Source organism: Pontibacter lucknowensis, from assembly GCF_900156415.1.
Taxonomy (GTDB): domain Bacteria; phylum Bacteroidota; class Bacteroidia; order Cytophagales; family Hymenobacteraceae; genus Pontibacter; species Pontibacter lucknowensis.
Genome location: NZ_FTNM01000004.1, coordinates 258,003 through 283,541, shown reverse-complemented (window position 1 = coordinate 283,541; position 25,539 = coordinate 258,003). Strand labels below are relative to the sequence as shown.

The window sequence follows — 25,539 nt, the reverse complement described above, 5'->3', positions numbered from 1 at the left end:
CTTATTGGGGGCTGTATTTTTGTTTTTAGAGTTGCAATTGTTTAAGTTCGGGGATAAACACTGATAACAATCGGTGCAAAATCCGCGACCCAAATACTTGTGCTCCGTAATTTAGTAAGCACCTGTACCTGACCAATGTTGAAAACAAACCAGCCCACGCATCTGCATGCAGCTTCGCGCACGACCTATCTTGTGCTGTTTGTATTCGCGGGCTTATTGATCACCCTGCTCATTCTGATCTCCAACACTTTTTTTCAGGCCCGCCAGGTTCAGCTCAGCCATGATGCTTATATAGTACTGGCCTTACAGGAGCTTGAACTGATCGACGACCTGCAGACCAATGATGATGCCGTACACCAGGCAGTACTACTGCACCTGACTTCAAACAGCCCTTCTGAGAAGGACAAATACGAACAGGACATTCAGGCGGCCCAGGCACAGAGTGCCGACATCATCACACAGTTGAAGGCCATGATGCAGGATGAGCAGCGCCAACAGATTCTTATCAATTTCGAAAATGAGACGGCTGCGCACGATACCCTGGTCAAGCACTTGCTGCAACTTAGCCGCAGTAGCAACATAGCAGAAGCCCTGGCCTATAACCGCATGGTGATCACCCCTGAATACCGGCATCACCAGAATTACCTCAAGGATTTAAGTGAAAGTATACGCCAGGCTACCCGCGAAAGCAGCCAGCAGGCATCTCATTCTATCTCGTCGTTTGTACAAAGTCACCGGCTTGTACTTGCCATTATCATACTGATAAGCATTGCCGCCGCTCTTCTGCTCCGCAATGTCATTCAACGGCTGCGTTCTGATAACAAATTGCTCAACGCCGAAATGCAGAAACGTCAGGAGCTGCAGGAAGCGCTGTCCGAGAGCCAGCTGAAGTATAAGATGCTCTTCGACATGAACCCTATCCCCATGTGGGTGTATGACCGGCTCACGATGCAGTTCCTGGACGTAAACAAGGCCGCCCTCCGTGAGTATGGTTACAGCAGAGAGGAGTTCCTGGCGCTGAATATATTCGACGTAAGGCCGCAGCATGACGTGCCGCTTCTTAAGTTCAGGCTGGACCAGGTAGACGAGCTGGAGTCGCAGCAAAGCAGGGTGCGCCATAAACGCAGCGATGGCAGTGAGTTTGAGGTCGAGGCGATTTCTCATGCGCTGCCGCGCATTGGGGAAAGCATGCCGCGCCTGGTTGTCGCTATAAACGTGGATGAGCGCCTGGAAATGATCGAAAAACTGCAGGTAAACGATAAACAGCTGCGAGAGATCAGCTCCAGTATACCGGGCGCTGTTTTTCAGCTGGAGATGAAGAGCCTGTCCCATTACGCCTTTACATTTGTCAGTGACGGCATCCACGACCTTTTCCATATAAGTCCTGAGGAGGTGTATGGCAACATTACGGCGCTATACCGGCACATCGAGCCTGATGATGTGCCCCAGGTTCTGAGTGCCATCACTGATTCTTATCGCAGTCTGTCTCCCCTGGTGGTGATTTTCCGGATCAGGCAGCCGCAGGACGGCCAATGGAAATGGGTGCAGACCCACGGCCTGCCTACCTGGCGAGAAGCTGGTCACGTGATCTGGAACGGCACCATGATCGATATTACAGAACAGGTCATAGCGCAGGAAAAACTGATGGCGAGTGAGGCAAACCTGAGGGCACTGCTTGACAGCTCACCACAGGCGATCTACCTGCTCGATAAATCAATGCGTGTGATGATGTGCAATGCGGTGGCAAAGAAAGATGTGCACAACATGCTGATGAAAGAGCTAAAAACAGGGATGAACTTCCTGGATTTGGTTGGCGAAGAAAAAGGCAGGCAGTTTCGGGAACAGCATGCACGTGCTATGAAAGGTGAGATCATCCAGTATGAAGATGGCCATGGCGATTTCTGGCATGAAATAGCATTTCGTCCAGTGCTTGGACCAGATAACCGTGTGCTGGCCGTTGCCCTGAGTGTGCTCAATATCTCAGATCGCAAACTGGCGCTGGAGACTATCAGGCGCAACGAGGAGCAACTGGCCCGGGCTCAGCAACTGGCCATGCTGGGCAACTGGGAGCTCGATGTGGAGCGTGACCAGCTGACCTGGTCTGACAGTGTGTATGCTATTTATGGCGTTAACAAGATGTCCTTTATTCCATCCCGATTCAACTTCATCCATTTTGTGCCAGAGGAGGAACATGAGCTCATATGGGGGGCGATAAAGGAAGCTTCTGAAAATAACAGGATCCTATCGGTGGAGCACACCATTGTTCGGCCTGATGGTCAGAGGCGTACGGTCTTTGAAATTGGAGAACCGAAATATAATGCGCAGGGCAAACTAGTCCGTTTCCATGGCTCGGTGCAGGACATCACTGACCGCAAACGGGTTGAGCAGGAAGCCCTGAAGGCGAAAAACCTGCTGCAATCAACCCTGGAAAACATACCGGAAATGATATTCTCTGCTGACACTGCCCTAAAGATGCTCTATGTGAGTCCGCAGTGCCTCGAACTGACGGGTTATACAGAAGAAGAGTTTACAGCACAGGCTGAACTCTGGTGCAACAGAATACACCCGGAAGACAGAGCCTACATAGAGCAGCATATTCTGCCTGAACTCAAAAAGGGCGAGCGCCAGCATTACGAAGTACGCATCATAACAAAAGACAACCAGTGTAAATGGCTGATGCTGCGTATTTCACCCAGAAATGATGAAAACGGACACGTCTACCGTCTCGACGGCTCTGCTTCTGACATGACATCTTACAAGGAGGCTCAGCAAAAGCGGGACGAGTTGACTGACCAACTGCTGAAGCAAAATCAGAATCTGCAGCAGTTCGCTTACATTGTATCACATAACCTGAGAGCTCCAATTGCTAACATTCTCGGTCTCACCACCATATACAACAAACACAAGCCCGACTCACCTATGAACCCCCGGGTGATTGACAACCTGTTTAAGTCTGCCAAACTACTCGACACCACCATTCGGGACCTCAACGACCTACTCACGATCCGGAGTGAAATCAACAATGTGCGGGAAGAGATTAAGTTTGAAGATGTTTATGAAGAAATCTATGATAGCCTCCCCAATGAGCTGTTGGGAGGGCATATCAGGCTGGAGCGGGACTTCGAAGAGGCGCCCAACGTGATTGGCGTTCGGAGCTATGTACACAGCATCATGCATAATCTCATCACAAATGCTTTGAAATACCGATCCCCTGACAGAAATTTGTATCTGCGGCTTAAAACTTTCACTATTCCTAACTATATTTGTCTCAGCGTATCAGATAATGGTCTTGGGATCGATCTGAGTAAGGAAAAAGAAAAAGTCTTCGGTTTATACAAGCGATTTCATGCTCACGGAGAAGGACGGGGTTTGGGATTGCATCTTGTTAAAACCCAGGCTGAGCTGCTTGGCGGCAAAGTAGAAGTAGATAGTCAGGTGAATGTCGGCACTACTTTTAACATTTATTTTAGACACACCCTGTAGTAATGAATATATTGAAAAGAGTAGTTTTGATTGATGATGATGAAGTGAACAACTTTGTCTGTGAAAGCATCATCCGAAATGAGAACTTTGCTGAGGACGTTTTCAGCTTTCAAGGAGCTGAAGAAGCACTTGATTTTCTGAAATCTTCTGTGGAACCTTCGGGAGAAAAATTCCCTGATCTGATCTTCCTGGATATCAACATGCCCGGAATGGACGGCTGGAATTTTATAGAGGAGTATCGCAAACTTCCGGAATACGCCACCCAAAAGTGTAGCTTATTTATGCTTTCCTCAGCTGTGGACCGCAAAGACATACAGTGTGCCCGCAGCCACAAGGAAGTAAAGGAGTTTTTCTCGAAGCCCCTTTCTCCTGAGATCCTCGAGTTCATCAAAGAAGAATTTTTGATGCGGGTAGAGTAATTTTCCTGCTTCAAAAAGCAAGAGCGCATGCCAAGTCAGTACCGACGCAGCATGCGCTCTTGCTTTTTGGTGATTTAGGACTACATTACTTCCTGCTTACTCAGTCTACCCGCTGCAGAATTTTCTCCATCTCTGCAATTTCTTTCTTCTGTGACCGGATGATCTCCTCTGCCAGCTTCTTCAATTCCGGATCATTGATTCTGGCCTCTTCACTGACCAGTATAGCAGAAGAGTGGTGCGGGATCATGGAATGGATAAATGCTTTGTCACCTATATAGGACTGGTTACGAAGCATAATAAATGATCCAACAATGGCCATGATGCTCATGACGGCGATGATGGCATTCATCTTTTGGTCTCTGTACATCGAGCGCATTACTCCTAGCATGATCAAAGCCATAGGAGCCACCATCAGGATAGTCATGTACAGCCGGTTGAGGTTGAGATGAATGTGACTTATTTCGGCTACATTGCTGAACATGACGGCATACATCACCAAAAAGGAAAGCCCAAGCATCAGCATAAACTTCCCGTAATTTCCCTTCTCCATAAGCAGTTGAATCAGTTTACATTATCAAGCGGCTTCCGCAATGGAGCTGCGGCTTTCTTATACTCTGATGGCGACATCCCGGTTACCTGCTTAAACTGCGCCGACAGGTGCGCCACACTGCTATATCCCAACTGAAAACTGATCTGACTCAGACTCAACTCGTTGTAGGCCAGCAGTTCTTTGGCCCGTTCTACCTTTTGCAGCACGACATAGCGTGCAATCGTGAGTCCTTCTTCGGCCGAAAAGAGTGTGCTCAGGTAGTGATAGTCCCGGCCAAGCTGCTGTGCCAGATAGTCTGAGATGTTAACATTGAGATTTTCCACCTCTCCCGAGCGGATCAGTTCGATGATGGCAATTTTGATTTTTTCGACGAGCTCTGCCTTCTTGTCTTCAATCAGTTCAAAGCCATTTTCCTGCAGCGCTTCCCGCAGCTTACGCAACTGCTCCGTTGTAGGCGCCTGCTCCAGCTTTACTTCACCCAGTTGGATGGCTACCGGGTCTAAGTCAAGTTTATCGAGCTCCTGGGTCACCACCTTGAGGCAACGGGGGCATACCATATTGCGGATGTGCAACGTGTGTGGCTGTATCATTTCCTTTGTTAAATTAAAAGCAAGTCATTGCTGCACAACAATTTCTTATGTGCGGGTATACCTGCCTATACCTACGCAAATCTAATAAAACATTTTGCCCTGCCGCATTTACAGGCTGCTGCAAAACAGAACTGCCCTGTGCATACCTGCTTTGAATTATTACGATACACTTCCTGTTGTACCCTTATTCGACCATCCTATACCCGCTGAGTAGCAGTATAGTGGTTTACAAATAAATAAGCGCAAGCCGGAATAATAGACTTACCTTTGTAGCTTGCAATAATCAATCATACATGACATTTAGCGAATTAAATTTAATAGATCCTATCCTGAAGGCACTTCAGGCGGAGGGCTATACCCAGCCTACGCCCATACAGGAACAGGCTATTCCACACCTTTTGGCTGGCACCGACGTGCTTGGCTGCGCCCAGACGGGCACAGGCAAGACAGCTGCTTTCGCCATACCTGTGCTACAGATGCTGCACAACCAAAAAAACAGAGCATCTAACACCATCAAAACGCTTATCCTGACTCCTACACGGGAGCTGGCCATACAGATCAACGAAAGCTTTGCCGCTTACGGCAAAAACACTGGCGTGCGCCATACCGTTATTTTCGGTGGCGTGTCGCAGCATGCGCAGGTTCAGACCCTGAAGCGTGGCGTAGACGTGCTTATCGCAACACCAGGCCGTCTGCTCGACCTGATCGGGCAGGGCTTTATCTCGCTTAAGCACGTAGAGTTCTTCGTGTTGGACGAGGCGGACCGCATGCTGGACATGGGCTTTATCCATGACGTCAAGCGCATCATCCCGATGCTGCCAAAGCAACGACAGTCACTGTTCTTCTCTGCTACCATGCCGCCTGTTATCCAGGATCTGGCTGACACCATACTGATTAATCCGGTAAAAGTGGAAGTGACCCCTGTCTCATCTACCGCTGAGAAAGTGGGTCAGGCCGTATACTTTGTAGAGAAAAACGACAAGCGGGAGCTGCTGCGTCACCTTCTTTCAGAGTCTGAGATCGACCGTGTGCTGGTATTCACCAGAACCAAGCATGGCGCCGATCGGGTAGCCAAGGACCTGAACAAAGCGAATATACAGGCAGAAGCCATCCACGGCAACAAGTCACAGAATGCGCGTCAACGTGCCTTGAGCAACTTTAAGGCAGGTTCTACCCGTGTGCTGGTGGCGACGGACATTGCCGCCCGCGGTATCGATGTGGAAGAGCTGTCGCATGTGATTAACTATGAATTGCCAAACGAACCCGAGACTTACGTGCACCGCATTGGCCGTACGGGCCGTGCCGGCAATGCAGGTATAGCACTGTCGTTTTGCGATGAGGAAGAACGCTATTACCTGCGTGACATCCAGAAGCTGATCAACAAGCAGATAAAAGTAAATGCAGACCATCCTTTTGCTTTGCCAGAGCACTTATCTGTTAATCTCGAGCATGCCAAAAAGCCGAAAGGCCCAGCCGGAAGAGAGCCCCGGAACAAAACAGCTTCTAACAATGGCAACCGTGCTGCAAGTGGCAACAAGCCATCCGGAAGTGGTAATGGACGATCAGGTGGAAATTCAAACGGTCGTACAGGCAGAAGCGAAGGAAGCAGCCGTGCTACAGCAAGCGCAGGAACCAATAGCCGCTCAGCTGGCGGCAACCGCAGAAACTGGCGGGATAAAAAAGGCGGCGGTCAAAGCAGGCCATCCGGAAATCTGGAATACTAGCCGTTCATAACATAAAAAGCCCCGCCTCTTGTTGAAGAGGCGGGGCTTTTTGCTGAATTTAGGTATAGCCTGTCTTAAATGCGACTCTGGTCGCTGTCATTCGGTTCAGTATCATCCTCCCCGAAAGGCTGCTGACGACTGCGGATGCCGTTCACATCATCGTCCATGGCCGTGTCGCTGCCCTCGTACTCGAAGCCGGGGCCCTGTGCAAACTCCTCCGTGCTCTTAGGATTGTTGGCGCCATAGCCGGTCGTTTCGTTTCCCTGTATATGCAGGTTTTCCAGGCTATCTTTCTGGTCAGCTCGCTCCAACGCTCCCCCATACCCCACGTTGCGCTTCGCAGATGGGTCAGGTTTGTTGCCCATCGTCTGTCCTTTGCGATGCTCGTCGTTTACATTCTTCGGGCTGTTGGGCGTGTTCTGTATATCTTCGTCTCTGGTTGCCATAATTCAATTCGTTAGTTTACCTGTGTATACGCTCTGCCGGGAGATCAGTTAGGAGCGGTAAATTTTTATTTAACATAAGTAATCAACTGAATACTATTATATATCTACCACATCTTTAGATTATCTTTGAGCGAAATAACGCAAACGAATGGCACGTATGGCACCCCAATTGCGTTAAAGAGAGAACCGGCAGCAAGAAAGCTTATGAAACTATCGAAAATATATGACCCACGTGAGATGAACTCTTACCAGTTTGTGGCGATGACGGGTCTGGTGATGACTATACTGGCGAACATTATCCTACTGTTTATCGACAAAACAGTGGAGAATTTCAATGCGCTATATCTTTGCTGGTTTGTATTCTTTGGATTGGGCACGATTGTCAACTTCAACAGCAAGCCCGACGAGCACGATCATCACCACCACCATTAAGATCTGGCGCCAGGTATAGCTTACTGCTTCAGGAATTCCAGCAGCGCTTTATGAAACTGGTCCGTTGCCTCGATATGCGGAATGTGGCCCACCCCGTTCAACTCCAGCAATCGGGCATTCGGTATAGCTCCAGCCGTTTGCTGCCCCAGTTGCGGGTATTGTCCGTACTGCTTCCGCTCCTCTTCACTTTTGATATAGGCCTTCCCTACCACCGTGCGATCCTCCAGCCCGATGGCCAGCAGCACAGGCATTTTTAACTCGCTGAATTCATACACTACTGGCTGCTCATAGATCATGGCATAGGTATGCGCTGCCACCCGAGCCACCAGCGGGTAGTCCGGACTGCGCAACTGGGCCGCAGGTATGCGCACCCACTCTTCATAGGCTGGCTTCCAGGAGGTATAGTAAGTCTTGTGGTAGTCCCGAATGCCTGCCTCCGTGCGCTTCAGTTCTTCCTGGTATAGCTCATCCAAACTCTTGTAAGGTACGATGCGCCGGTAGTCCTCCAGTCCAATTGGATTCTCAAGCACTAGTTTGGCGGTCGTCTCCGGATACATAAGTGCGAACCTTGTAGCCAGCATGCCCCCCATGGAGTGCCCGACCATAACGGCCTCGCTGATTTTGAGGTGATCCAGCAATTGCCGGGTGTGCTGCGCCAATTGGTGAAAACTATAATGCACTTCTGCCTTGTCTGACTTGCCGAAGCCCAGTTGATCAGGCACGACAACCCGGAATCCCTGCCCTGCCAGAAAGTTAACCGTCTGTTGCCAGTAAGCCCCCAGAAAGTTCTTACCATGCAGGAGCACCACTGTCTGCGGATTTTTAAAACTGGTGGGCGGCGACACATCCATGTAAGCCATTCTGTACTTCTGCCCCTCCTGCTCCACCTCCAGGTAGTTCACCGGGTAACGGTAAGCATAGTCGCTCAAAGTGGCATCATAGGCGCGCTGCGATTGTGCCTCTGCCGGAACCTGGAAGAGTAGTAGAAATATGAAAGGGTATATAAAGTTTTTCATCTGATTCAGGTATAAGTCCTGTTCTTTTTACTTACAGCGGGCCGGAAGAGTTATAAAGCAGAAAGCCCGGCACTGCAGGCACCGGGCTTTTCTACTGAACTATGCTGCAAATCTAATTTACTGAACTAACACCTTCTTAGTATGGTAGCGGCCACCCTGGGCCACTTGCAGGAAGTACAAGCCCCGGCCAAATGGGGTCAGGTCTATTTCCCGCTCGTACACACCTTCCAACTTCTCGATCGTGTCCACAAACACTTCCTGACCTTTGTCATCCATCACCCGAACCACGGTGGTGCCTTTGTTTTTGAGTGCGAACTTAAGTTTGAAGCGACCATTGTTTGGATTTGGGTGGAAGTTGATCTCCTCGATTTTGAGCTCCTCGCGTGACTTCATCTCCACAGGAGCACCGGATGCCTTCAGTTGTTCTTTGTCAGCTTTGGTCACATCCTCTACTCTGGCTTTGTGTACGAGAAAAATAGCCCGGCCCGGTCTTGCAAAGTGCAATCCAACTTCCTCGCCCGTCACTTCTTCTTCCCTACCGTCTTCATGGATGCGGTATACTTTCTTATCACCGTCTTTTACAATCACCTTGATATTCAGGTTCTCGTGCAGTTTCATTAGCGAGTCGATACGGACATGACTTGGCATCGCATGCACGACAATGCGCTCTATTTCCTTCGGATTTATATCCTTCAGACGCTCCCCGTCAAGTATCCTGAATGTAAAAGCAGAGTCCCGGTGCATCCGAATATAAGTGTCAGGGTGCCCCTTTAACGTCAGGTTCTTACCCTCACCTCGCAGAACTTCCATCCGCTTCACCATCTCTTTACTCAAACTATCGGCAGAAAGCGTTAGCACCCGAACCTCCCTCAGAGCACGCCGCATGGCACTATCTCCCTCTATACTTTGTACCCTGGCCCTGAACATGGCATTCCCCTCTTTTCCCAAGGTATAGGCTTTGACTTTCCCATCCAGCAGGCGCATGTGCGCCGTATCCAGCCGGGCAGCTTTGAGGGCTTTGCCGATGGCCTCCTCTGTTTCGGCTGTAAAAGTGGTATCAATCACCACAGTTTCACCATCCACAGTGCGGATCAACTTGATATGCATCTTGTGCTTTTGCTGGCCAGACTCCTGCGCCAGGGCGTGGTAGAAGGGCAATAGCCCCATCAGCAAGGCTATGGCCAGTCTGAGCAAGGTCTGAAGATTGAGAAAGAGGTTCATAGTGTTGGGGTATAATGGGTTAGCGAATCGTTTCTACAAATGTACGCCAGCACGGGAGCCCGAAGCGTTAAAGCCAGGTTAAAGTCTGTTAAGGAAAAGTTAAAGTGATGGACAAGCCGGACGAAATACGTAAATTTGTTATGTGAGCAGACTGACTATCATAGGTGTTATCGTGCTGATGAGCATATCGTTACTCGGTATGGTCGGGCTTCAGCTGTATTGGATATCGGATGCCATACAAGTGAAGCAGGAGCAATTTGACCGCAGCGTGCACGAGGCGCTTGCCCGGGTGGTCGAAAAGTTGGAGACGCAGGAGGCTGTTTCAGCAGTGGCTAGCGGTATGGCTACGCTCCAGCAGCCTGCACAGGAAACAGTGCCGCTTCATGGCGTACCGTCCCTTACAGAAGTATCTTTTACGAACGCCAGGCAGTCAGAATCTTCTGATCAGCCTGAGGGCAACAGCGCGGTTGCCTCACAAAGCAAACCAAAAGGTATAGCAGCAGCACGTATAGCGCCGACAGAAAAGCAGCAGTCAGACGAGCCCACGCATTTCAGAAGCATAAAAGGGCAGGCCTTTCCATATACCGGGAACCGCAGTTTCCGGGTGGAGTTTAGCTCTTTAGATTCTATGGTGCAGCATTTGATGCCTCCGGGAGTTCGTGTGCCCGCCATGCCAGCCATCCCGATGGAGCACATCCAGCACATGGCCGCCTGGCAAGCCCAGGTAGACTCCATGCAGGCCCGCGCCCAGCGCCTGAGCCAGAACAGCACCTTGCGTATACGTCGCCTACCGGACAGTACAGTCAGGTATAGCCGCCAGTTGAATGGCAGAACCGTTCACTTTTCGGTGGATACCCTGCAGTACATAGCCCTGCACCTGGACAGCCTCCGTCGTAACAACTTCATCACCCAAACGCTTTCGCCCGCTGACATAGCCTCTATCAACGTGCGGAAGGACAGTATTTTCATTTACAGGAAAGAAAATACCGCCCGTGGCAGCAACTATACCGAGACCATCGTATCAGATCCAGCGGTTCTTTCGGGTAGTAAGATTACCTTCCGGAGCATTCACAGGCCAGAAGAGCGAAGACCCGCGCAGGAGGCGTCATCAAACAACTCAGTACTTCAGGCCAGGGCAAAATCGAGTACTATACCTGCCACAACTTCAAAACCTGCTCAGAGCACGCCAGCCCAGCCGACTGTAGCTGCCAAGCCAGACCTTGCCAAAATAGAGGCGAAAAAGGAAAAGCTGAATGACGTGGTGGAGAAAATGGTGGTGGAGTATGTGGCAAAGGACATCCCACTGGCGCAGCGCATGAACCTGAACGAACTGAAGCCTATGCTGCAGAGCGAACTGCAGGACAAAGGCATCGCACTGGATTTTGGCTACTGGGTGCTATCCGGTCAGCAGGACACCGTAATGGCCAGCCACCTTCCTGTCAGCGGCATCAACTCTTTTGCCACTTACAAGGCCAGCCTGTTTCCCAATGACATATTTGACAAGTCTGACCAGCTCGCCGTCTACTTTCCTGACAGCCAGGCCTATGCGCTCAAGTCCCTCTGGATGATGCTTGCCTTCTCGGCGCTCTTCACCCTGATCATGGTCGCCACCTTTGGCACCACTATTCACATTATTTTCAGGCAGAAGAAGCTCTCCGATATGAAGAATGACTTCATCAATAACATGACGCATGAGTTCAAGACGCCGATCGCGACTATCTCGCTAGCCGCTGACGCCATCTCCAACCCCAAGGTATACGCTCGCCCGGAGAAGGTGCAGTACTACACCGGCATCATCAGGCAGGAAAATAAGCGCATGAACTCTCAGGTGGAGAATGTGCTGCAGATAGCCCGACTCGAGAAGAACGACTACCAGATGAACCTGGCCAGGACAGACCTGCATGCCCTGGTGCTCAAAGCCGTTGAAAGTATACACCTGCAGGTAGCAGAACGGCAAGGCGTGATCACCACCGAGCTGCATGCCACTGGCCCTGAGCTTGAGCTGGACGAAGTGCACTTCTACAACGTCATCTGCAACCTGCTGGACAATGCCAATAAATACTCACCAGATCGCCCTGCCATCCGCGTAGAAACTTACAACACAGCCGGTGGCACCCTACTGGCTGTGGAGGACAAAGGCATGGGCATGACCCGCGACACGCAACTGCGGGTGTTTGACAAGTTTTACCGGGTGCCAACCGGGAACCTGCACAACGTGAAAGGATTCGGACTGGGACTCAGCTATGTGAAAGCCATCGTGAAAGCCCATAATGGAACCATACGGCTGCAAAGCGAGCCGGGTAAAGGCAGCCGTTTTGAGGTGTTTATACCTGCCAGTGCCTGATATGTGCGCCATGCAACCAGTACACCTTGCGCGGCATCTTTAATCTAAAGCCTATACCTAAATACATCACCTCATGAGCGACAAAGGACTGAACATACTACTTGCCGAGGACGACCCGAACTTTGGGATCGTGCTGAAAGACTACCTGGAGCTGCATGACTACGAGGTGACGCTATGCCCCGACGGCTGCCAGGCCATTACGGCTTTTCGAAAAGGCAGCTTCGACCTGTGCATACTTGATGTGATGATGCCAGGCAAGGACGGCTTCACACTGGCCCGCGAAATCAAGAAGCTGCAGCCTGATATGCCGCTGATTTTCCTGACGGCCAAGGCCATGCGGGAGGACATGCTCGAAGGGTTTAAGATCGGTGCCGACGACTACATCACCAAGCCCTTTGACTCCGAAGTGCTGCTTTACAAAATAAAAGCGATCATGCACCGCAAAGGCGGCAACCCGACCATTGAAAAGCAGGAAGTGACAGAATATAACATCGGGCAATATCGCTTCCAGTACAAGCTGCGCCTGCTGCACTACAATGGCGATATCCAGAAGCTTTCACCGAAAGAGGCCGAGTTACTACGCCTGCTATGCCAACACCTGAACGATGTGATGCCACGAGAGGAGGCCTTGCTCCGCATCTGGCACGAGGACAGCTACTTTACGGGCCGCAGTATGGATGTGTACATTGCCAAGCTCCGCAAGTACCTCCGTCACGATCCTGCTGTCGAGATCATCAACATACATGGGCAGGGCTACCGGCTGTGCGCCCACAACGGGGTAATGCTGTAAAACGAAACAGGCCGCTACCAGAAGTAGCGGCCTGTGTGTTTCACCAAAACACTTTAACAAACAATATCTATTTAGAAAGTAAATCCTACAGAGGCTTTGATCACCCGGTTAAAGGTGTCGAAGTTGCGGTTGGCATCCACCGTGGTCAGGCCGTAGTCGTAGCCTGCACTTAGGTCAAAGCCACTGGCAAAGCGGTAGCCTATACCACCGGTTGCCGCCACATCCAGTTCACGGAAGCCGCTGTTCATGTCCCACTCCTGGTTCAGGGCATTAAAGCCCAGAGCTCCAGCCCGTACCTGTACTTTATTAGACAACAGGTATGAGAACTGAGGACCGGCGAAAATATGGAAGCCGTCGCCTATGAAAATCTTTGCCAGAATCGGCAAATCAATGTATTCTGCTTTGTTTGTCACGGTAACACCCGCGTTCAGGAAGTCAAACTGTTCCATCGGGATTTTGCCAACTAGGCGCATACCTTTTTGAGAGTATAGCAGGCCCGGCTCAATTTCAAAGCCAGGTGCGATAGGTATAGACACGACACCACCGACATGAAATCCTTCCCGCATCTCACGGCTGAGGGAGCCATTAGTCATATCCATCAGATCCTGGGCACTGTTAATGGTCTGTCCCTGCCATTCGGCCATGTTCACACCCGCTTTTATACCGATGCGCACGGGCTGCTTTTGCTGCGCATTTGCCTGCGTTACCGCCATTCCCAGAACGACGGCCAGTAGTAGAAATATCTTTTTCATCACACCTATCCTTAAATATTGAAAAACAAGAAATAAGCTGCGCAGCTTAATTACCCTGATGTAAGAATCGTGCCAAATCTGGACCTAACGTTTTAAAAAAAGTTCATAATCAGACGTAAATATTTTAAAATCAGCTAATTATAGTTTAAAATATTTTTTACATGCATCTTATTTGCCCATAGGTATAGTTGCTCCTTACCTTTGCAGCCCATGGCTCAGAACAGGGGCAGGTATAAACGCAAAGGCAGATGAATGACAAAAGACAGGTGCGGCTGAACAGGCTGGCCGTGCACCGGGTAGGCAACAAGGCAAAGGAAGAGGGTGTGATCGCTTCGAAGGAACTGGTTGACCTGAGGGACGAACAACTGAGTGATTTACTGACCAATTACTTCCTGGCCCCTTTCAAGCAGGAGGAGTTTTTCCGTTTCCACCACGTGTCCGATATCGCCCTGAACGAAATGTTCGCATACTCTGCCCTGATGTTTACAGAGCCGCAGAAGTTTCTGGAGTACTCCGTGCATGTGCTCAACCACTTGTACGAACAGTCAGACCATCCAAAAGTGAAAAGTGGAGAGCTCTACGTGGTGCTTTTGTCAGGCTGTGTAATGGAGGACGACATCGTGGACGCAATCGGTATTTTCAAGTCCGAGAACAAGGACACTTTCCTGACCTTTCAGGAAGAGGACGATGACCTGAGCATGAACTACCACTTCGGGGTGAACATCAAGAGCGTGGACAAAGGCTGCCTGATCTTTAATACCGAGGCCGAGGACGGCTTCCGGGTGAAGATCGTAGACGCCAACAGCACCGACGCCGTGTTCTGGAAAGAGGACTTCCTGCATGTGACGGAGCTCAAGGACACCAACTTCAATACCAAGACGGCCCTCAACCTCTGTAAGGATTTCTCAGAAGAGGTGTTTGCCCAGACCGACAGCAAAAAAGCACAGGTAGACTTCATTAGCCGCTCCGTGGATTATTTCTCCAAGAGCGAGACTTTTGATCTGGAGGAGTTCACCAGCAGCGTGATCGACGAACCCGAAACGGCTGAGCGCTTCAAAAACTACACACAGGCCTTTGCCGAGGAGCGCGATATCGAGGGCTTCACTGATTTTGCGATCAACAAAAACACGGTGAAGAACATGAAGCGCAAGTTCCGCAACTTCATCAAACTTGACACCCAGATCGAGATCAAGTTCAGCGGCTATAACCCGGAGCAGAGTGAACAGTACGTGGAGCGCGGTTTCGATCAGGAGCGCGGCATGCACTTCTACAAGGTATACTTCCACTCCGAGTCCTAGCGTTATCTGACCAGCAAACAGGTATAGAAACTATACCTGAACCGGGCTTGTTGCAGAGAGACCTGCGCCGAAATACCGGAACAGTATTTGATAGAGAAGAAAGCACCGATGATAAGCTTTAAAAGAGATATGAAAAAATCAGTTCTTGCCACTTTACTTTTTGCCTTTGCCGCTACCGCCGTGGTTGCACAGGCCCCCGCACAAAAGGCTGGCACTACCCAGAGTGCGCCTAAAACATTGGAACAGCGTGCTGATGAGATAACAGCCGGTATGGTGAAGAACCTGCGACTAAGTCCAAAACAGGCCGCCCAACTGAAGGATGTGAACCGCAGCAGCATGAAATTTGCGGAAGAAGCCCGCCTAAAGCACCGGGACAATCCGCCTAAACTAGCCCAGCAAATGGACATCATCAGCCAGACCAGGCTTTCACAGATCAAAGATATCCTCACGGAGCAGCAGTTTGCCCAGTACCAGTCACGCCGCGAAGAGAAGATGGGTGTGCCGCGTGAGGCAAGAAGTAACCCAAGTCAAGGCCAAGGGCAACAGTACGACAACAACTACTAGTCAGTATAAAGCAAAAAAGAAAAGCATGGCAGCCATCATGCTTTTTTTTATTTCAGCCAACTTGCCCGTTTTCAGGCGGGGAAGTTTGTTCCTCTAGTTCGATTTCGGCAGGTATAGCCGTGACCACTTGCAGGGCAGGTGCAGCTTCGAGAGGTTCAGCTTGTTGTGTCGCCAATACCTCACGCTGGTGAGCAGTCACGATAGCACCTGGTGGTTGGAACAGGATATCCCAGGCTTCTCTGAACGACCGGGCATGCAGCAGATCTCTCCAGATATCCACCCATTCATGGAACACCAGGTAGACCGGGTTGTAAGAGTTGACAGGTTTGGTCAGGCCATATGTTGGACGCTCCTCTTCTTCCTGGAAAGTCCCGAAAAGGCGGTCCCAGAAAATGAAAGTGGATCCGTAGTTCTTATCGATGTACTTGGGGTTGGAGCCGTGATGTACCCGGTGATGTGAGGGCGTCACGAAGATATATTCAATAGGTGCAGGCAGCTTCCGGACCAGCTCGGTATGCACCCAGAACTGATAAAGCACGGCTAACTGGTGGCATACGAAGAATGTCAGGGGATCAAAGCCCAGGAAAGGCACGGGCAGGAAAAATAGGAACTTGATGTGTTGGGTCCAGCTGGTGCGGAAGGAGACTGAGAAGTTCATTTTCTCAGAAGAGTGGTGTGTGACGTGTGTCGCCCACCAAAAGCGTTGTTCGTGCGAGATACGATGTGCCCAGTAACGGCAAAGATCCACCAGCACAAAAGCCAAAACAAATCCCCACCAGGACCGCGGTATGGCCCAGGGCACCGCATTGTAGATGACCAGTGATATGTAAAAAAGTGTGACCTTGAGCATAGCCCCCAGTATGATACTGCCCAAACCGATGGAAACAGCGGCCATAAAATCACGCTTGTCATAGTAGTTCCGCTTCTTTCTTACACCCACATACCATTCGATCAGTACGGAGGCTACGATAATGGGCGCGGCCAAATGCATGATCGTAAAATTATCCAGCTCTGCCATTTGGTCCATAGTAAAGATTTCCTTCTCCATAAGCTATCCATTTTTGCAGGGGTATAGCTTAATGTAACGACCGCCACCGCAAAGGGTTAGTCTCTTCATCAGGCCTCGCTATACAAACGCGGGTATAACACTGGTCTGCCTTGCGTTAGATAAAGGGGGATCAACAAAAAAAATTGATTTTGTGAATCAGGCTGCGTAATCTTACTCCAATCAAGTACACACCATGAATATCCGAAAGAAAGTAAAAGTCACCCTACCTGCCGGCATCAACCGCTATGCCGCCATCGACCTGTTTGTCAGAGCTGCTGAGAAGGAGAACTGGAGCGAACAGGAAATTCAGTTTGTAATAGACGAAGTAGTAGAGGCCGAAGATGATACCAAAGGTCTGGAGGCGCTGCGTTACTACCTGGCTTAAAAGAAAAGCCGTGCCGACGCAAAATCACTGCACCGGCACGGCCTGTATAAATTTAAATTATGCTGCTTAGGCTTCGTCTTGCTCCAAAGGTTCGAGCTGGAGCTCAGACTGGTGCTGCTGCAGCACCCCGATGATAAAGTCGATATGCTCTTTTAAATCCACGCCGAAGAGCTCAGCACCTATGCGTACTTCTTCGCGGTCAACAGAAGCGGCAAATCCACTGGTCTTCAGTTTCTTCATCACTGACTTTGCCCCCAGCCCTTCGAGTCGCTGTGGCCGCACCTGCGCACAGGCTACAATAAAACCCGTTATCTCGTCGCAGGCGATCAGGGCTTTGTCGAGGGTAGTCTCATAAGGTACATCCCAATGCGTATAGTGCGCCGATATGGCATGGGCAATGCGCTCCTCCCCTTTCTCACGTAACTGGTTTACGATCACATTCGGGTGCTGCTCCGGGTAGGCCTGGTAGTCGGCATCGTGCAGGAGGCCGGCGATTGCCCATTCTTCAGTGTTCTCTCCTAACTTATTTGCATAGGCCTCCATGACCAGCTCTACGGTGCGGGCATGGCGCAGCAGGCTTTCGCTGGTAGTCATCTGCTCCAGTATGGCGCGTGCTTCGTCTCTTGTCATATTGCTTTAAGCTTGATGGAGCTCCAATATAAGCAAAATCACCATACAAGCCTGCTGCCAGTAACCAAACAAGTTTTAGCGGTTCATAGCGAAGCCAAAATCACTTGGCTGGAAGTGATGCTCCACTTCCGGAAATTCGGCTTTTGCAATCTGCACGTTGTCCCACTTGCCATAAATCTTGTCTCTGCGTCCTACCAATATGTCGATACGATTTGTGAAGCGTCGGTTCATGGTGTCCCGCACGATGTACTGCCCATCCAGTTCATCTGAAATTCCGCGTACCCACACCGTATCACCATACTGTATATCACCGCCCCAACGTGACAACATATCACGTGAAAGAGCAATCCAGCGATGTTTTTTAGGGTTTTTGGGGTTAATGCGGGAGCCGTCGGCTGTGATCAGGGGATTTCCGTCAGTCTGGCCTCTTTCGGGGTAGTAAACAGTGGCCGTTACGGTAAAGGTTTCTGGGTACTCGGGGTATTCTTGTATTTTTTCTATAAGTCGTGGAGTTAATAAATCCGGAGCTTGATGCTCACTTGCAGGGCTTGGTTCCTCAGGTTCCGGATAAGCCATTTCGTCGAAAAAAGTTACAAAAATGGAGACTACTACTGCGAGTATTTTGACCCTAAACATATGCAATCCATTTCGTGAAACATCATTTCTATTACAATAACCCGCTTAAACGGCAGGCTTAGAAATTAAGTTTTGTAAGATGGATGAATTTAGGACCGTAGTATAGTGAAAGTTTATATTATGGAAAGTAGTACATAGTGCCAGTATATTCTAAATTCAATGATTTAGGGCAAGGAGAAGTATAAGAAAAGATTTTTAAATTTTCACTAAATATTTATAGTAAAAATTAAAATCATTGCATAAAATAACTTTCAGAATTAAAGCTTATGAGTATCAAAAAACGCCTGAAATTGTAATTTACAAAGCTTCATAGATTAACCTCGTAACAGTACCGGAAGCCTAACCTTGATGCTGCTTTTTAAAGTACTTGTCATAGATGACATAGCCTACAAAAAGCACCAGGCTAATGCCACCTACCCAGATCAAGCCGTTCATCAAACGATCATCATCTTCGCCGAGCCAGGCCAATAACACGGTGAGCGGAATAATGCCAGCCATAGTGGCTCCAATGAATTTAAAATACCCCATTTTGGTAATACCGGCAACGAAACTAACCGCATCATTGGATAGAAAGGGGGAGATACGGGCAATGATCACCGCCCAAATTCCATACTCTGACACAAATCCACACACCTTCTCTTCGGCCTTATGCCCGATGATCCTGCGTACTCCTGCCTCACCTAGTCCTCTGCCAATTAAATACCCGACAGTGGAGGCGACCAGCACAGCGGCCAGCGCAATAAGCGACCCCCACACTGGCCCATAAGCAATGATGGCCACTAACATCAGCGCCACCACATTGATGACCAGCAAGAACATCTGAGCGACCATGGCCAAAATAATGAAGAATGGTCCCCAAAAGCCAAACTGCTCCACCCAGGAAGAAATGCGCTCCTCATCACCACTTGTCAGTACTTCCCAGCCTTCCTGAATATTCGCCTGAAAGTCTGATGAAATAAAATAAGCACCTACCAGTATGGCAATAATTGCCGCCGTTACCAAGAGGGGCCATTTGCTTTGTTTTGTATCTTCTTGCTTGGTTGTCGTATTGTTCGCCATAAGGAAGTCTTTCGTTGTTTAGACGCAGATTATTTGGTTGAGGTTGGATGCTCGAGCATACCACTAGATTTGTTTATCAGGGCTGTCTGTTTGTACACCCTGCCAGGCTCGGGAGTGGCAAGCGAGTAACGCCAGGTATACTGTGGATTGACCAGCGTACTGCTCTGATGCCGCTGCTGCGCCGAGCGCTCACCTTGGCTAAGGGGAGGTTCTGCAGGTATAGCCACCTGTTTGTCGACATGCTCTCCGTAAAGCACAGCCGCTGCCAGTCCGGCCACCAGACCACCCAGGTGCCCTTCCCAGGAGATGCGTTCTTCTGATGGGAACAAACCGTAAAACAAGCCACTGTACAGAAAAAGTATAGCTAAAGAGATTGCCAGGCCCGCCCTGTCGCGACGAACGATGCCATTGAACAGCAGAAAACCCGCCAGGCCGTACACAACCCCACTAGCCCCTACATGGTAAGCATCACGGCCAATAAACCAGGTGAACAGTCCGCTCAGTACGTAGACCAGCACAAACACACGCAGTGCAACCGATCGGTGCAAAAACAAAATAAAGCCCGAAAGCAGCACCAGCGGAAAGGAATTGGAAAGTAAGTGTATGAGACCAGAATGTATGAGTGGGCCCATAAACACACCGATCAGCCCCAGAAAGTCGCGCGGATGAATGCCTAACCAGGTCAGGTTCACCTCATTCAGGTACGAAAGCAACGCCACCAACCAAATGAGCCCTACAAACAAGGTGCCCGGCAGAAAACTGTAAGCAAAACGTTCATGTTCGGCTTTCAGGCTTTGGTGGCTCTGCAAAGGGGTTACTTGCATCATAGGGTTTTGTTTGGAGCAGATGTGATTGCGCTTTTTACTGTGCTCAGGCTATACGTACAAAGGTAAAGGCAAGTCATGGAGAAATAATCCCACACAGTGACAAGATACGGGCTGTAGGTTATAAATCGTATGCTATATCCATACTTTTCACGTTCTATATCGTAACAGTTCCATTTCAGCCCTGTTGTTAAGCATATAAGGGTATAGTCAAAAAATCGATTCCAAAATTAAGAAGTATAAAAGGTGATTTCACCACCAGTACCATGCACGCTAATTCACTTCACCCTTTAGCCAGACGCTTGTCAGCACTAGGCCTTTGCCTGATGTGCTGTATGCTGTTGTTGCTGAGTTCCTGCGAGAGCTCAGACACTAGCGGGGCCGCTTATGCGCGTGAGGAAGAGCAAAAGCACGAGTTTTTCCCGGAAGAGGTCTCTTATACACGACCCAGCACCTTGGTGGAGGCGATTGAAAACCCATCACCTTGGGTGGATTCTGTATTCAGGACCCTGAGCCCTGAAGAGCGTATCGCACAGCTCATTATTATTGAGGCTTTTTCCAACCAAGGCCCAAAATACGAGGCCGACGTCATGAACCTGGTAACCAGATACAAGGTAGGCGGCATTATCTACTTCCAGGGAGGCCCTGTGCGTCAGGCTGTCTTGAACAATCGTCTGCAAGCCGCTTCCAAGGTACCACTTCTCATCTCGATGGATGCCGAAACGGGTGTGGGCATGCGCCTGGACAGCACCGTGCAGTATCCTTTTCAGATGATGATGGGGGCTGTAGAAGACAACGGACTGATCTACCGCATGGGGGCCGAGGTGGCCGAAGAGTTCAAGCGGCTAGGTATGCACGTCAACTTTGCACCGGTGGCCGATATCAACAACAACTCCCAGAACCCCATTATCAGCTATCGTGCCTTTGGCGAGAACAAACTAGACGTTACAGCCAAAAGTCTGGCCTACATGCGAGGCATGCAGGAAAATGGCATCATCGCAGTAGCCAAGCATTTCCCTGGCCACGGCGACACGGATGTGGACTCACATTACGACCTGCCTGTGATTCCGCATGACCGTGCCCGGCTCGACTCGCTGGAGCTTTATCCTTTCCGGGAGCTGATCAAGCATGGCATTGGCGGTATTATGGTCGCACACATGCACATGCAGCAGCTCGACACGACCCACAACCTGCCCTCTACCCTATCTAAGCCCATCGTGACCAGTTTGCTCAAGAACCAGCTGCAGTTTAAAGGCTTGGTCTTTACAGATGCCATGGTGATGAAGGGCGTTACCAAATACTTCAGTCCGGGGGAGGCAGAGGCACGCGCCCTGATGGCGGGTAACGATGTACTGGAGCGCCTTAACAGTGTGCCTAAAGCCATTCAGGCAATCAAGCAGGCCATTGCCCGTGGTGACCTGTCGCAGGAGGAGATTGACCGCCGCTGCAAAAAAATGCTGGCGGCCAAAGCCTGGGTAGGTTTGGACAGGTATAAGCCTGTTGAACTGGAAAACCTGTATGAGGACCTGAACCCAGGTATAGCCGATAGTACCAACCATGCGCTGGCCGAGGCAGCCATGACCTTGCTCAACAACCGCAAGAACTTCCTGCCCATCCGCCAGAAAAAACGGCAGCGCATCGCCACACTCTCCTTCGGTGTGGTACGTCCCAGTATTTTCCAGCGGGAGATAAACAGGCATGCCCGCATTGACGCAGACTTTGTGATATCCCGAAAAGCCAATGCCAAAGAGGTAAAACAAATAAAGCAAAAACTTAAAGGATACGACCTGGTGCTGGTGGGGCTCTACGGCCCGAGCGTGACGCCTAGCAACCGCTTGGGTTACTCTAAGGAAGCAACCGCCTATGTGACAGAGCTGGCCCGCTCCAACCGGTCTATTATGACGCTTTTTGACAACCCCTATACCCTGAACCAGTTCCCGGACATACACAAGAGCCGGGTACTGATACTGGCTTACCAAGCCCACATGCACGCGCAGGTGGCGGCAGCCAAACTGCTGTTTGGCAAGATACCTGCACGCGGCAAGCTGCCCGTTACCGTCAACAGGCACTACCAGTATGGACACGGCATTAGCAAAGACAAACCGCTACTCGCCGTAAGTCCATAGTATCTTGTATGGGTGCTTTGCGTATTATGCCAAGTATAGGCATCGCCTGACTACACCAACCCTAAAACTGTGAAAAAGAAATGCTTAACAATAGAACAACTTACCTTTTAGGCCTGCTGGCTGTCTCACTACTCTGGAGCTGCGAAGGAAACCGCACCGCTCAGGAAACAGAAGAAATAACGGTAGATGTACCCGCTGACACTGCCCGTGTAGAACGAACCGGCCGCACCGTGGGCGATCGGCTGGAGTCACTCCGCGGCTGGATGAACGAGAAAGTGGAGCGTGGCGACACGGCCATACAGCGCGAGATGCCTGAAATCAAGGAGGACTTCAGAAGACGCACCGCTGAGATAGAGCAGAACCTGGACAGTCTTTCAGCTGACTCCAAAGCGGAGTACGCACGACTGAAAGAGCGCTACGAACGCTGGGAAAACAGACAGGAACGCCGGCTGAACACCCCGCTCGATCGCTCTGAACTGGACCAGTGGGAAGAGCAGCTGCTCCGTGAGTTCAACAACATTGAAAACATAGCGCCCCAGGATATGCGGGAGGCATACCTGACCTTTATGGGCGTGGTACGGGCCAAGCGCCGCAACTGGACCCAGCACGACTGGGACTACGTGGACAATGTGTACGGACAGCTGAACCAGCGTCGCCGGCAGGTAGAAAACCAGATTTCCAACAGCGACAAGCTCAAAATCAGAGCCCTGCAGGCAGAGTACCTGACCCTGGAAGGTGCCGCCGATGCCCAAAGCACTATGCGCAATATGCGTAACTAGAGGCCTGGGAAAACTATTTAGAGGCTTTGTGGTTTAGGCCTTATACCTTTGCACAGGTATAGCCAATAGCCCTGGGCATGATTGCCTGTACCTAAATTAAAAGCAAAAACCATGGAAAAAGCGACATTTGGAGGAGGATGCTTCTGGTGTACTGAAGCAGTGTTTCAGGACCTGGCAGGCGTGCAGAAAGTGGAGTCCGGCTATGCAGGCGGACATATGGAAAACCCAACCTACAAACAGGTAACCTCTGGCACCACCGGACACGCAGAAGTATTGCAGATCACCTACGACCCTGCCATCATAAGTTATGATGAACTGCTGGAGGTGTTCTGGAAAACCCATGATCCCACTACCCTGAACAGGCAGGGCAATGATATCGGAACACAGTACCGCTCTATTGTGCTCTACCACAACGACGAGCAGCGCGAGAAAGCCGAAAGGTATAAGCAGGAACTGGATGCAGCGGGTGCCTTCATTGATCCGATCGTGACGACAATCGAGCCGCTGCAGGAGTTTTACCCGGCCGAAGACTATCATCAGAACTACTTCAACACCCACGGGCATGAGCCTTACTGCAGTTTTGTGATCAGGCCGAAAGTGGACAAGGTTAGAAAAGTGTTTGCTGACAAACTCAAGCCTGAGGCCAGAAAGTAGTCAAGTACAAAAGAAAAGCCTCAGCCGTCTTATAGGTAGCTGAGGTTTTTTTATACCTGCTATTTAGAACGCTACTAGCTGTTTAGCTGCACCCATTGTTGGGCGATGATGGTCTTGGCATCAGCGAAGCTTTCTTTGAGAAGCTCTTCCCGGGTATAGCTCACCAGTTCAATATCCTCGTGCTCATCCTCCTTGCCACCTCCGTCTGCATGCTGGTGCGATACTTCGGCATAGTATAGCAGTACTTTCTCAGTCGTGCCGCCCGGCGAAGAGTAAAAGGTGTGCAGGTGGGTCAGATTGTCCACGCTGTAACCGATTTCTTCCTCTATTTCGCGGGCAATACTGGTTTCAGGGCTTTCGCCTTTGTCTACCATACCTGCCACCACTTCCACCAGGTCCGACTCTGAACCTACCCGATACTGCCTGGTCAGGATATAGCGCCGCTTTTCTGTGTCGTAGACCAAGGCAGCAACCGCTGTGCCTCTGTCAAATTGTTCCCGGGTAAAGGTATGGCCGTTCTGTGTTACTGTCAGTTTATAGATCTTGAAATAGCCATCGTAGGCTGTCTCTCTTTTTTTAATTTCCATAAGGGCGAATATAGGCAATGCCAGGGTATAGCTTGCCATTAGGTATAGGTTAATGTGTATCGTTACAATTCATTGTTCCGGAATGCCGCTTTCTGGGTCCGTTCCGTCAGGCCAGACATGGAAAGCGGAGTCTCACTTTCATAGCCTTTCTTGGCCCGCTGTTCTCCGGTAGGACCGGGAAGCATACGATTGAGCACGGCAAAAATATCGGTGGTAGTCTCCGGAGACAACCCGTGTACAAAAGCGCCAATCTTGGCAGGTATAGACGTCACTACTTCTGCATCCCCGTGTCGGCAGGCATCTAAAATCGACTTGGCCGATCGCTCTGCACTGATAGAGGTCAGCGGACTCGAGTCGGCTATTTTAAACAGGGTATATTCCTCCTCATGCTGCCCCTTCACGTTCGCATGGCGTGGGCTTCCCGTCTGCATCAGACCAGGCGAAGCACAGGTAACCGTAATGTTATACTGCTTCAGTTCGGCACGCAAGCCTTCCGATAAGCCGACCAACGCAAACTTGCTGGCGCTATATGGGACCAGGTGTGGCACACCCAACTTGCCACCGATTGAAGCGATATTCAAGATACGGCCGGCACCGCGTTCCTTCATGGAAGGCAGTACGGCCAGCGTGGTATAAAGTGGTCCCCAGAAGTGCGTCTGCATGGCTTCCTCAAAGTCCCCGACAGTCATCTCCTCCAGCGGTCCCGCCGTGATGATGCCGGCATTGTTGATCAGCACGTCAATCGGGCCGAACTCCTGCTGCACCCGTGCTACCATCTGCTCCACCTGGGTTTGCTGGGTCACATCGCAGGGCAGCACCATCACATCAGCTCCGTTGCCTGCCAGCTCCATGCGTGCGTCCTCCAGTTGCATCTCGTCGCGTGAACACAGCACCAGTCGCGCCCCTTCTTTGGCCAGCTGCCGCGCCATCACAAAGCCCAGCCCACGGGCGCCACCGGTTATCAGCACTACTTTGTTCCGGAAGTTATAGGCATTCAGTTTGCGGCTAATGGCTCGGGCTGCAAGCAAAGCTCCCGCTCCGGCTGCCAGCCACCACAGGTTTCTCTTCTGTTCTGTTTTCATAGATGTTAGGTATAGCAAATAAAGCCGGAAGCAGCGTACATACAGCTGATCTGGCTTTTTTGTCTACGGGAAGGCAGGGTATGTAGGTTCGGGAACCAGG

Annotated in this window: 25 protein-coding genes; 12 read left to right on the top strand and 13 right to left on the bottom strand. The window is 50.4% G+C overall.

The window, feature by feature from the left end:
• Positions 1-135 precede the first annotated feature (135 nt).
• Both BW972_RS14370 and BW972_RS14365 read left to right on the top strand, forming a co-directional pair.
• The gene (locus BW972_RS14370) at positions 136-3,483 is read left to right on the top strand and encodes a PAS domain S-box protein (RefSeq protein WP_076422631.1); all 3,348 of its coding nucleotides are present in this window, start codon (positions 136-138) and stop codon (positions 3,481-3,483) included.
• A 2-nt stretch (positions 3,484-3,485) separates the two neighbouring features.
• Positions 3,486-3,902, top strand: a complete 417-nt coding sequence (locus BW972_RS14365) for a response regulator (protein ID WP_040574064.1) — start codon at positions 3,486-3,488, stop codon at positions 3,900-3,902.
• Between the two features lie 100 nt (positions 3,903-4,002).
• On the opposite strand, the gene BW972_RS14360 is transcribed toward BW972_RS14365, so the two are convergent.
• Together BW972_RS14360 and BW972_RS14355 are read right to left on the bottom strand one after the other, a co-directional pair.
• Positions 4,003-4,452, bottom strand: a complete 450-nt coding sequence (locus tag BW972_RS14360; RefSeq protein WP_076422630.1) for a DUF305 domain-containing protein — start codon at positions 4,450-4,452, stop codon at positions 4,003-4,005.
• An 11-nt stretch (positions 4,453-4,463) separates the two neighbouring features.
• A complete protein-coding gene (locus tag BW972_RS14355) occupies positions 4,464-5,042 on the bottom strand; it encodes a helix-turn-helix domain-containing protein (protein ID WP_076422629.1) in 579 nt (192 codons plus the stop codon).
• 293 nt (positions 5,043-5,335) lie between these two features.
• Between BW972_RS14355 and BW972_RS14350 the strand changes: the two genes are divergently transcribed.
• Entirely contained in the window at positions 5,336-6,766 is a 1,431-nt protein-coding gene (locus BW972_RS14350; RefSeq protein WP_076422628.1) for a DEAD/DEAH box helicase, read from the top strand.
• Between the two features lie 74 nt (positions 6,767-6,840).
• Here the strand turns inward: BW972_RS14350 and BW972_RS14345 are convergent, their stop codons facing one another.
• On the bottom strand, positions 6,841-7,212 hold the full coding sequence (locus tag BW972_RS14345; RefSeq protein WP_007655724.1) for a hypothetical protein: 372 nt from the start codon (positions 7,210-7,212) through the stop codon (positions 6,841-6,843).
• 204 nt (positions 7,213-7,416) lie between these two features.
• Between BW972_RS14345 and BW972_RS14340 the strand changes: the two genes are divergently transcribed.
• Complete coding sequence (locus BW972_RS14340) at positions 7,417-7,644, top strand: hypothetical protein (RefSeq protein ID WP_007655725.1); 228 nt, start codon at positions 7,417-7,419, stop codon at positions 7,642-7,644.
• 20 nt (positions 7,645-7,664) lie between these two features.
• On the opposite strand, the gene BW972_RS14335 is transcribed toward BW972_RS14340, so the two are convergent.
• Both BW972_RS14335 and BW972_RS14330 read right to left on the bottom strand, forming a co-directional pair.
• The gene (locus tag BW972_RS14335) at positions 7,665-8,660 is read right to left on the bottom strand and encodes an alpha/beta fold hydrolase (protein ID WP_007655726.1); all 996 of its coding nucleotides are present in this window, start codon (positions 8,658-8,660) and stop codon (positions 7,665-7,667) included.
• Positions 8,661-8,777: 117 nt separating this feature from the next.
• Positions 8,778-9,881 carry a T9SS type A sorting domain-containing protein gene (locus BW972_RS14330; RefSeq protein WP_076422627.1) on the bottom strand — a complete coding sequence of 368 codons (1,104 nt, stop codon included), beginning with the start codon at positions 9,879-9,881 and terminating at the stop codon, positions 8,778-8,780.
• Between the two features lie 142 nt (positions 9,882-10,023).
• Between BW972_RS14330 and BW972_RS14325 the strand changes: the two genes are divergently transcribed.
• Entirely contained in the window at positions 10,024-12,225 is a 2,202-nt protein-coding gene (locus BW972_RS14325) for a sensor histidine kinase (protein WP_076422626.1), read from the top strand.
• A gap of 73 nt (positions 12,226-12,298) precedes the next feature.
• Positions 12,299-13,015: a response regulator transcription factor gene (locus BW972_RS14320; protein ID WP_076422625.1), complete on the top strand. Its 717-nt coding sequence runs from the start codon at positions 12,299-12,301 to the stop codon at positions 13,013-13,015.
• Between the two features lie 71 nt (positions 13,016-13,086).
• Here BW972_RS14320 and BW972_RS14315 read toward each other — a convergent pair whose 3' ends face one another.
• Positions 13,087-13,767, bottom strand: a complete 681-nt coding sequence (locus BW972_RS14315; RefSeq protein WP_076422624.1) for a porin family protein — start codon at positions 13,765-13,767, stop codon at positions 13,087-13,089.
• Positions 13,768-14,015: 248 nt separating this feature from the next.
• Here BW972_RS14315 and BW972_RS14310 point away from each other — a divergent pair, with 248 nt between their 5' ends.
• Entirely contained in the window at positions 14,016-15,065 is a 1,050-nt protein-coding gene (locus tag BW972_RS14310; RefSeq protein WP_076422623.1) for a nucleoid-associated protein, read from the top strand.
• Positions 15,066-15,194: 129 nt separating this feature from the next.
• Complete coding sequence (locus BW972_RS14305; protein ID WP_076422720.1) at positions 15,195-15,629, top strand: hypothetical protein; 435 nt, start codon at positions 15,195-15,197, stop codon at positions 15,627-15,629.
• A 52-nt stretch (positions 15,630-15,681) separates the two neighbouring features.
• Here BW972_RS14305 and BW972_RS14300 read toward each other — a convergent pair whose 3' ends face one another.
• Positions 15,682-16,677 (bottom strand): sterol desaturase family protein, encoded by a 996-nt coding sequence (locus BW972_RS14300; RefSeq protein WP_076422622.1) that lies wholly within the window; start codon positions 16,675-16,677, stop codon positions 15,682-15,684.
• Between the two features lie 193 nt (positions 16,678-16,870).
• Here BW972_RS14300 and BW972_RS14295 point away from each other — a divergent pair, with 193 nt between their 5' ends.
• Positions 16,871-17,062 (top strand): hypothetical protein, encoded by a 192-nt coding sequence (locus tag BW972_RS14295; RefSeq protein ID WP_007655743.1) that lies wholly within the window; start codon positions 16,871-16,873, stop codon positions 17,060-17,062.
• Positions 17,063-17,128: 66 nt separating this feature from the next.
• Here BW972_RS14295 and BW972_RS14290 read toward each other — a convergent pair whose 3' ends face one another.
• The 4 genes from BW972_RS14290 to BW972_RS14275 all read right to left on the bottom strand — a co-directional run bounded on the left by BW972_RS14290 (position 17,129) and on the right by BW972_RS14275 (position 20,214).
• Positions 17,129-17,692, bottom strand: a complete 564-nt coding sequence (locus tag BW972_RS14290; protein ID WP_076422621.1) for an HD domain-containing protein — start codon at positions 17,690-17,692, stop codon at positions 17,129-17,131.
• A gap of 75 nt (positions 17,693-17,767) precedes the next feature.
• Entirely contained in the window at positions 17,768-18,328 is a 561-nt protein-coding gene (locus BW972_RS14285; protein WP_234986395.1) for an RlpA-like double-psi beta-barrel domain-containing protein, read from the bottom strand.
• 339 nt (positions 18,329-18,667) lie between these two features.
• The gene (locus BW972_RS14280; RefSeq protein WP_076422619.1) at positions 18,668-19,387 is read right to left on the bottom strand and encodes a TVP38/TMEM64 family protein; all 720 of its coding nucleotides are present in this window, start codon (positions 19,385-19,387) and stop codon (positions 18,668-18,670) included.
• A 29-nt stretch (positions 19,388-19,416) separates the two neighbouring features.
• Entirely contained in the window at positions 19,417-20,214 is a 798-nt protein-coding gene (locus tag BW972_RS14275; protein ID WP_076422618.1) for a rhomboid family intramembrane serine protease, read from the bottom strand.
• Between the two features lie 299 nt (positions 20,215-20,513).
• Here BW972_RS14275 and BW972_RS14270 point away from each other — a divergent pair, with 299 nt between their 5' ends.
• The 3 genes from BW972_RS14270 (at position 20,514) to msrA (ending at position 23,770) form a co-directional block, all read left to right on the top strand.
• On the top strand, positions 20,514-22,337 hold the full coding sequence (locus tag BW972_RS14270; RefSeq protein ID WP_234986394.1) for a glycoside hydrolase family 3 protein: 1,824 nt from the start codon (positions 20,514-20,516) through the stop codon (positions 22,335-22,337).
• Positions 22,338-22,417: 80 nt separating this feature from the next.
• Positions 22,418-23,116, top strand: coding sequence for a hypothetical protein (locus BW972_RS14265; RefSeq protein ID WP_076422616.1), 699 nt, complete (start codon positions 22,418-22,420; stop codon positions 23,114-23,116).
• Positions 23,117-23,227: 111 nt separating this feature from the next.
• Positions 23,228-23,770 (top strand): peptide-methionine (S)-S-oxide reductase MsrA, encoded by a 543-nt coding sequence (gene msrA, locus BW972_RS14260; RefSeq protein WP_076422615.1) that lies wholly within the window; start codon positions 23,228-23,230, stop codon positions 23,768-23,770.
• A 74-nt stretch (positions 23,771-23,844) separates the two neighbouring features.
• On the opposite strand, the gene BW972_RS14255 is transcribed toward msrA, so the two are convergent.
• A complete protein-coding gene (locus tag BW972_RS14255) occupies positions 23,845-24,396 on the bottom strand; it encodes an NUDIX domain-containing protein (RefSeq protein ID WP_234986393.1) in 552 nt (183 codons plus the stop codon).
• A 23-nt stretch (positions 24,397-24,419) separates the two neighbouring features.
• The gene (locus BW972_RS14250) at positions 24,420-25,439 is read right to left on the bottom strand and encodes an SDR family NAD(P)-dependent oxidoreductase (RefSeq protein ID WP_076422614.1); all 1,020 of its coding nucleotides are present in this window, start codon (positions 25,437-25,439) and stop codon (positions 24,420-24,422) included.
• Positions 25,440-25,539: the final 100 nt, after the last annotated feature.

Excerpts from the sequence above, each read along its gene's own strand:
- BW972_RS14370 (WP_076422631.1), top strand. The coding sequence starts at position 136 with ATGTTGAAAACAAACCAGCCCACGCATCTGCATGCAGCTTCGCGCACG.
- BW972_RS14365 (WP_040574064.1), top strand. The coding sequence starts at position 3,486 with ATGAATATATTGAAAAGAGTAGTTTTGATTGATGATGATGAAGTGAAC.
- BW972_RS14360 (WP_076422630.1), bottom strand. The coding sequence starts at position 4,452 with ATGGAGAAGGGAAATTACGGGAAGTTTATGCTGATGCTTGGGCTTTCC.
- BW972_RS14355 (WP_076422629.1), bottom strand. The coding sequence starts at position 5,042 with ATGATACAGCCACACACGTTGCACATCCGCAATATGGTATGCCCCCGT.
- BW972_RS14350 (WP_076422628.1), top strand. The coding sequence starts at position 5,336 with ATGACATTTAGCGAATTAAATTTAATAGATCCTATCCTGAAGGCACTT.
- BW972_RS14345 (WP_007655724.1), bottom strand. The coding sequence starts at position 7,212 with ATGGCAACCAGAGACGAAGATATACAGAACACGCCCAACAGCCCGAAG.
- BW972_RS14340 (WP_007655725.1), top strand. The coding sequence starts at position 7,417 with ATGAAACTATCGAAAATATATGACCCACGTGAGATGAACTCTTACCAG.
- BW972_RS14335 (WP_007655726.1), bottom strand. The coding sequence starts at position 8,660 with ATGAAAAACTTTATATACCCTTTCATATTTCTACTACTCTTCCAGGTT.
- BW972_RS14330 (WP_076422627.1), bottom strand. The coding sequence starts at position 9,881 with ATGAACCTCTTTCTCAATCTTCAGACCTTGCTCAGACTGGCCATAGCC.
- BW972_RS14320 (WP_076422625.1), top strand. The coding sequence starts at position 12,299 with ATGAGCGACAAAGGACTGAACATACTACTTGCCGAGGACGACCCGAAC.
- BW972_RS14315 (WP_076422624.1), bottom strand. The coding sequence starts at position 13,767 with ATGAAAAAGATATTTCTACTACTGGCCGTCGTTCTGGGAATGGCGGTA.
- BW972_RS14310 (WP_076422623.1), top strand. The coding sequence starts at position 14,016 with ATGAATGACAAAAGACAGGTGCGGCTGAACAGGCTGGCCGTGCACCGG.
- BW972_RS14305 (WP_076422720.1), top strand. The coding sequence starts at position 15,195 with ATGAAAAAATCAGTTCTTGCCACTTTACTTTTTGCCTTTGCCGCTACC.
- BW972_RS14300 (WP_076422622.1), bottom strand. The coding sequence starts at position 16,677 with ATGGAGAAGGAAATCTTTACTATGGACCAAATGGCAGAGCTGGATAAT.
- BW972_RS14295 (WP_007655743.1), top strand. The coding sequence starts at position 16,871 with ATGAATATCCGAAAGAAAGTAAAAGTCACCCTACCTGCCGGCATCAAC.
- BW972_RS14290 (WP_076422621.1), bottom strand. The coding sequence starts at position 17,692 with ATGACAAGAGACGAAGCACGCGCCATACTGGAGCAGATGACTACCAGC.
- BW972_RS14285 (WP_234986395.1), bottom strand. The coding sequence starts at position 18,328 with ATGTTTAGGGTCAAAATACTCGCAGTAGTAGTCTCCATTTTTGTAACT.
- BW972_RS14280 (WP_076422619.1), bottom strand. The coding sequence starts at position 19,387 with ATGGCGAACAATACGACAACCAAGCAAGAAGATACAAAACAAAGCAAA.
- BW972_RS14275 (WP_076422618.1), bottom strand. The coding sequence starts at position 20,214 with ATGATGCAAGTAACCCCTTTGCAGAGCCACCAAAGCCTGAAAGCCGAA.
- BW972_RS14265 (WP_076422616.1), top strand. The coding sequence starts at position 22,418 with ATGCTTAACAATAGAACAACTTACCTTTTAGGCCTGCTGGCTGTCTCA.
- msrA (WP_076422615.1), top strand. The coding sequence starts at position 23,228 with ATGGAAAAAGCGACATTTGGAGGAGGATGCTTCTGGTGTACTGAAGCA.
- BW972_RS14255 (WP_234986393.1), bottom strand. The coding sequence starts at position 24,396 with ATGGCAAGCTATACCCTGGCATTGCCTATATTCGCCCTTATGGAAATT.
- BW972_RS14250 (WP_076422614.1), bottom strand. The coding sequence starts at position 25,439 with ATGAAAACAGAACAGAAGAGAAACCTGTGGTGGCTGGCAGCCGGAGCG.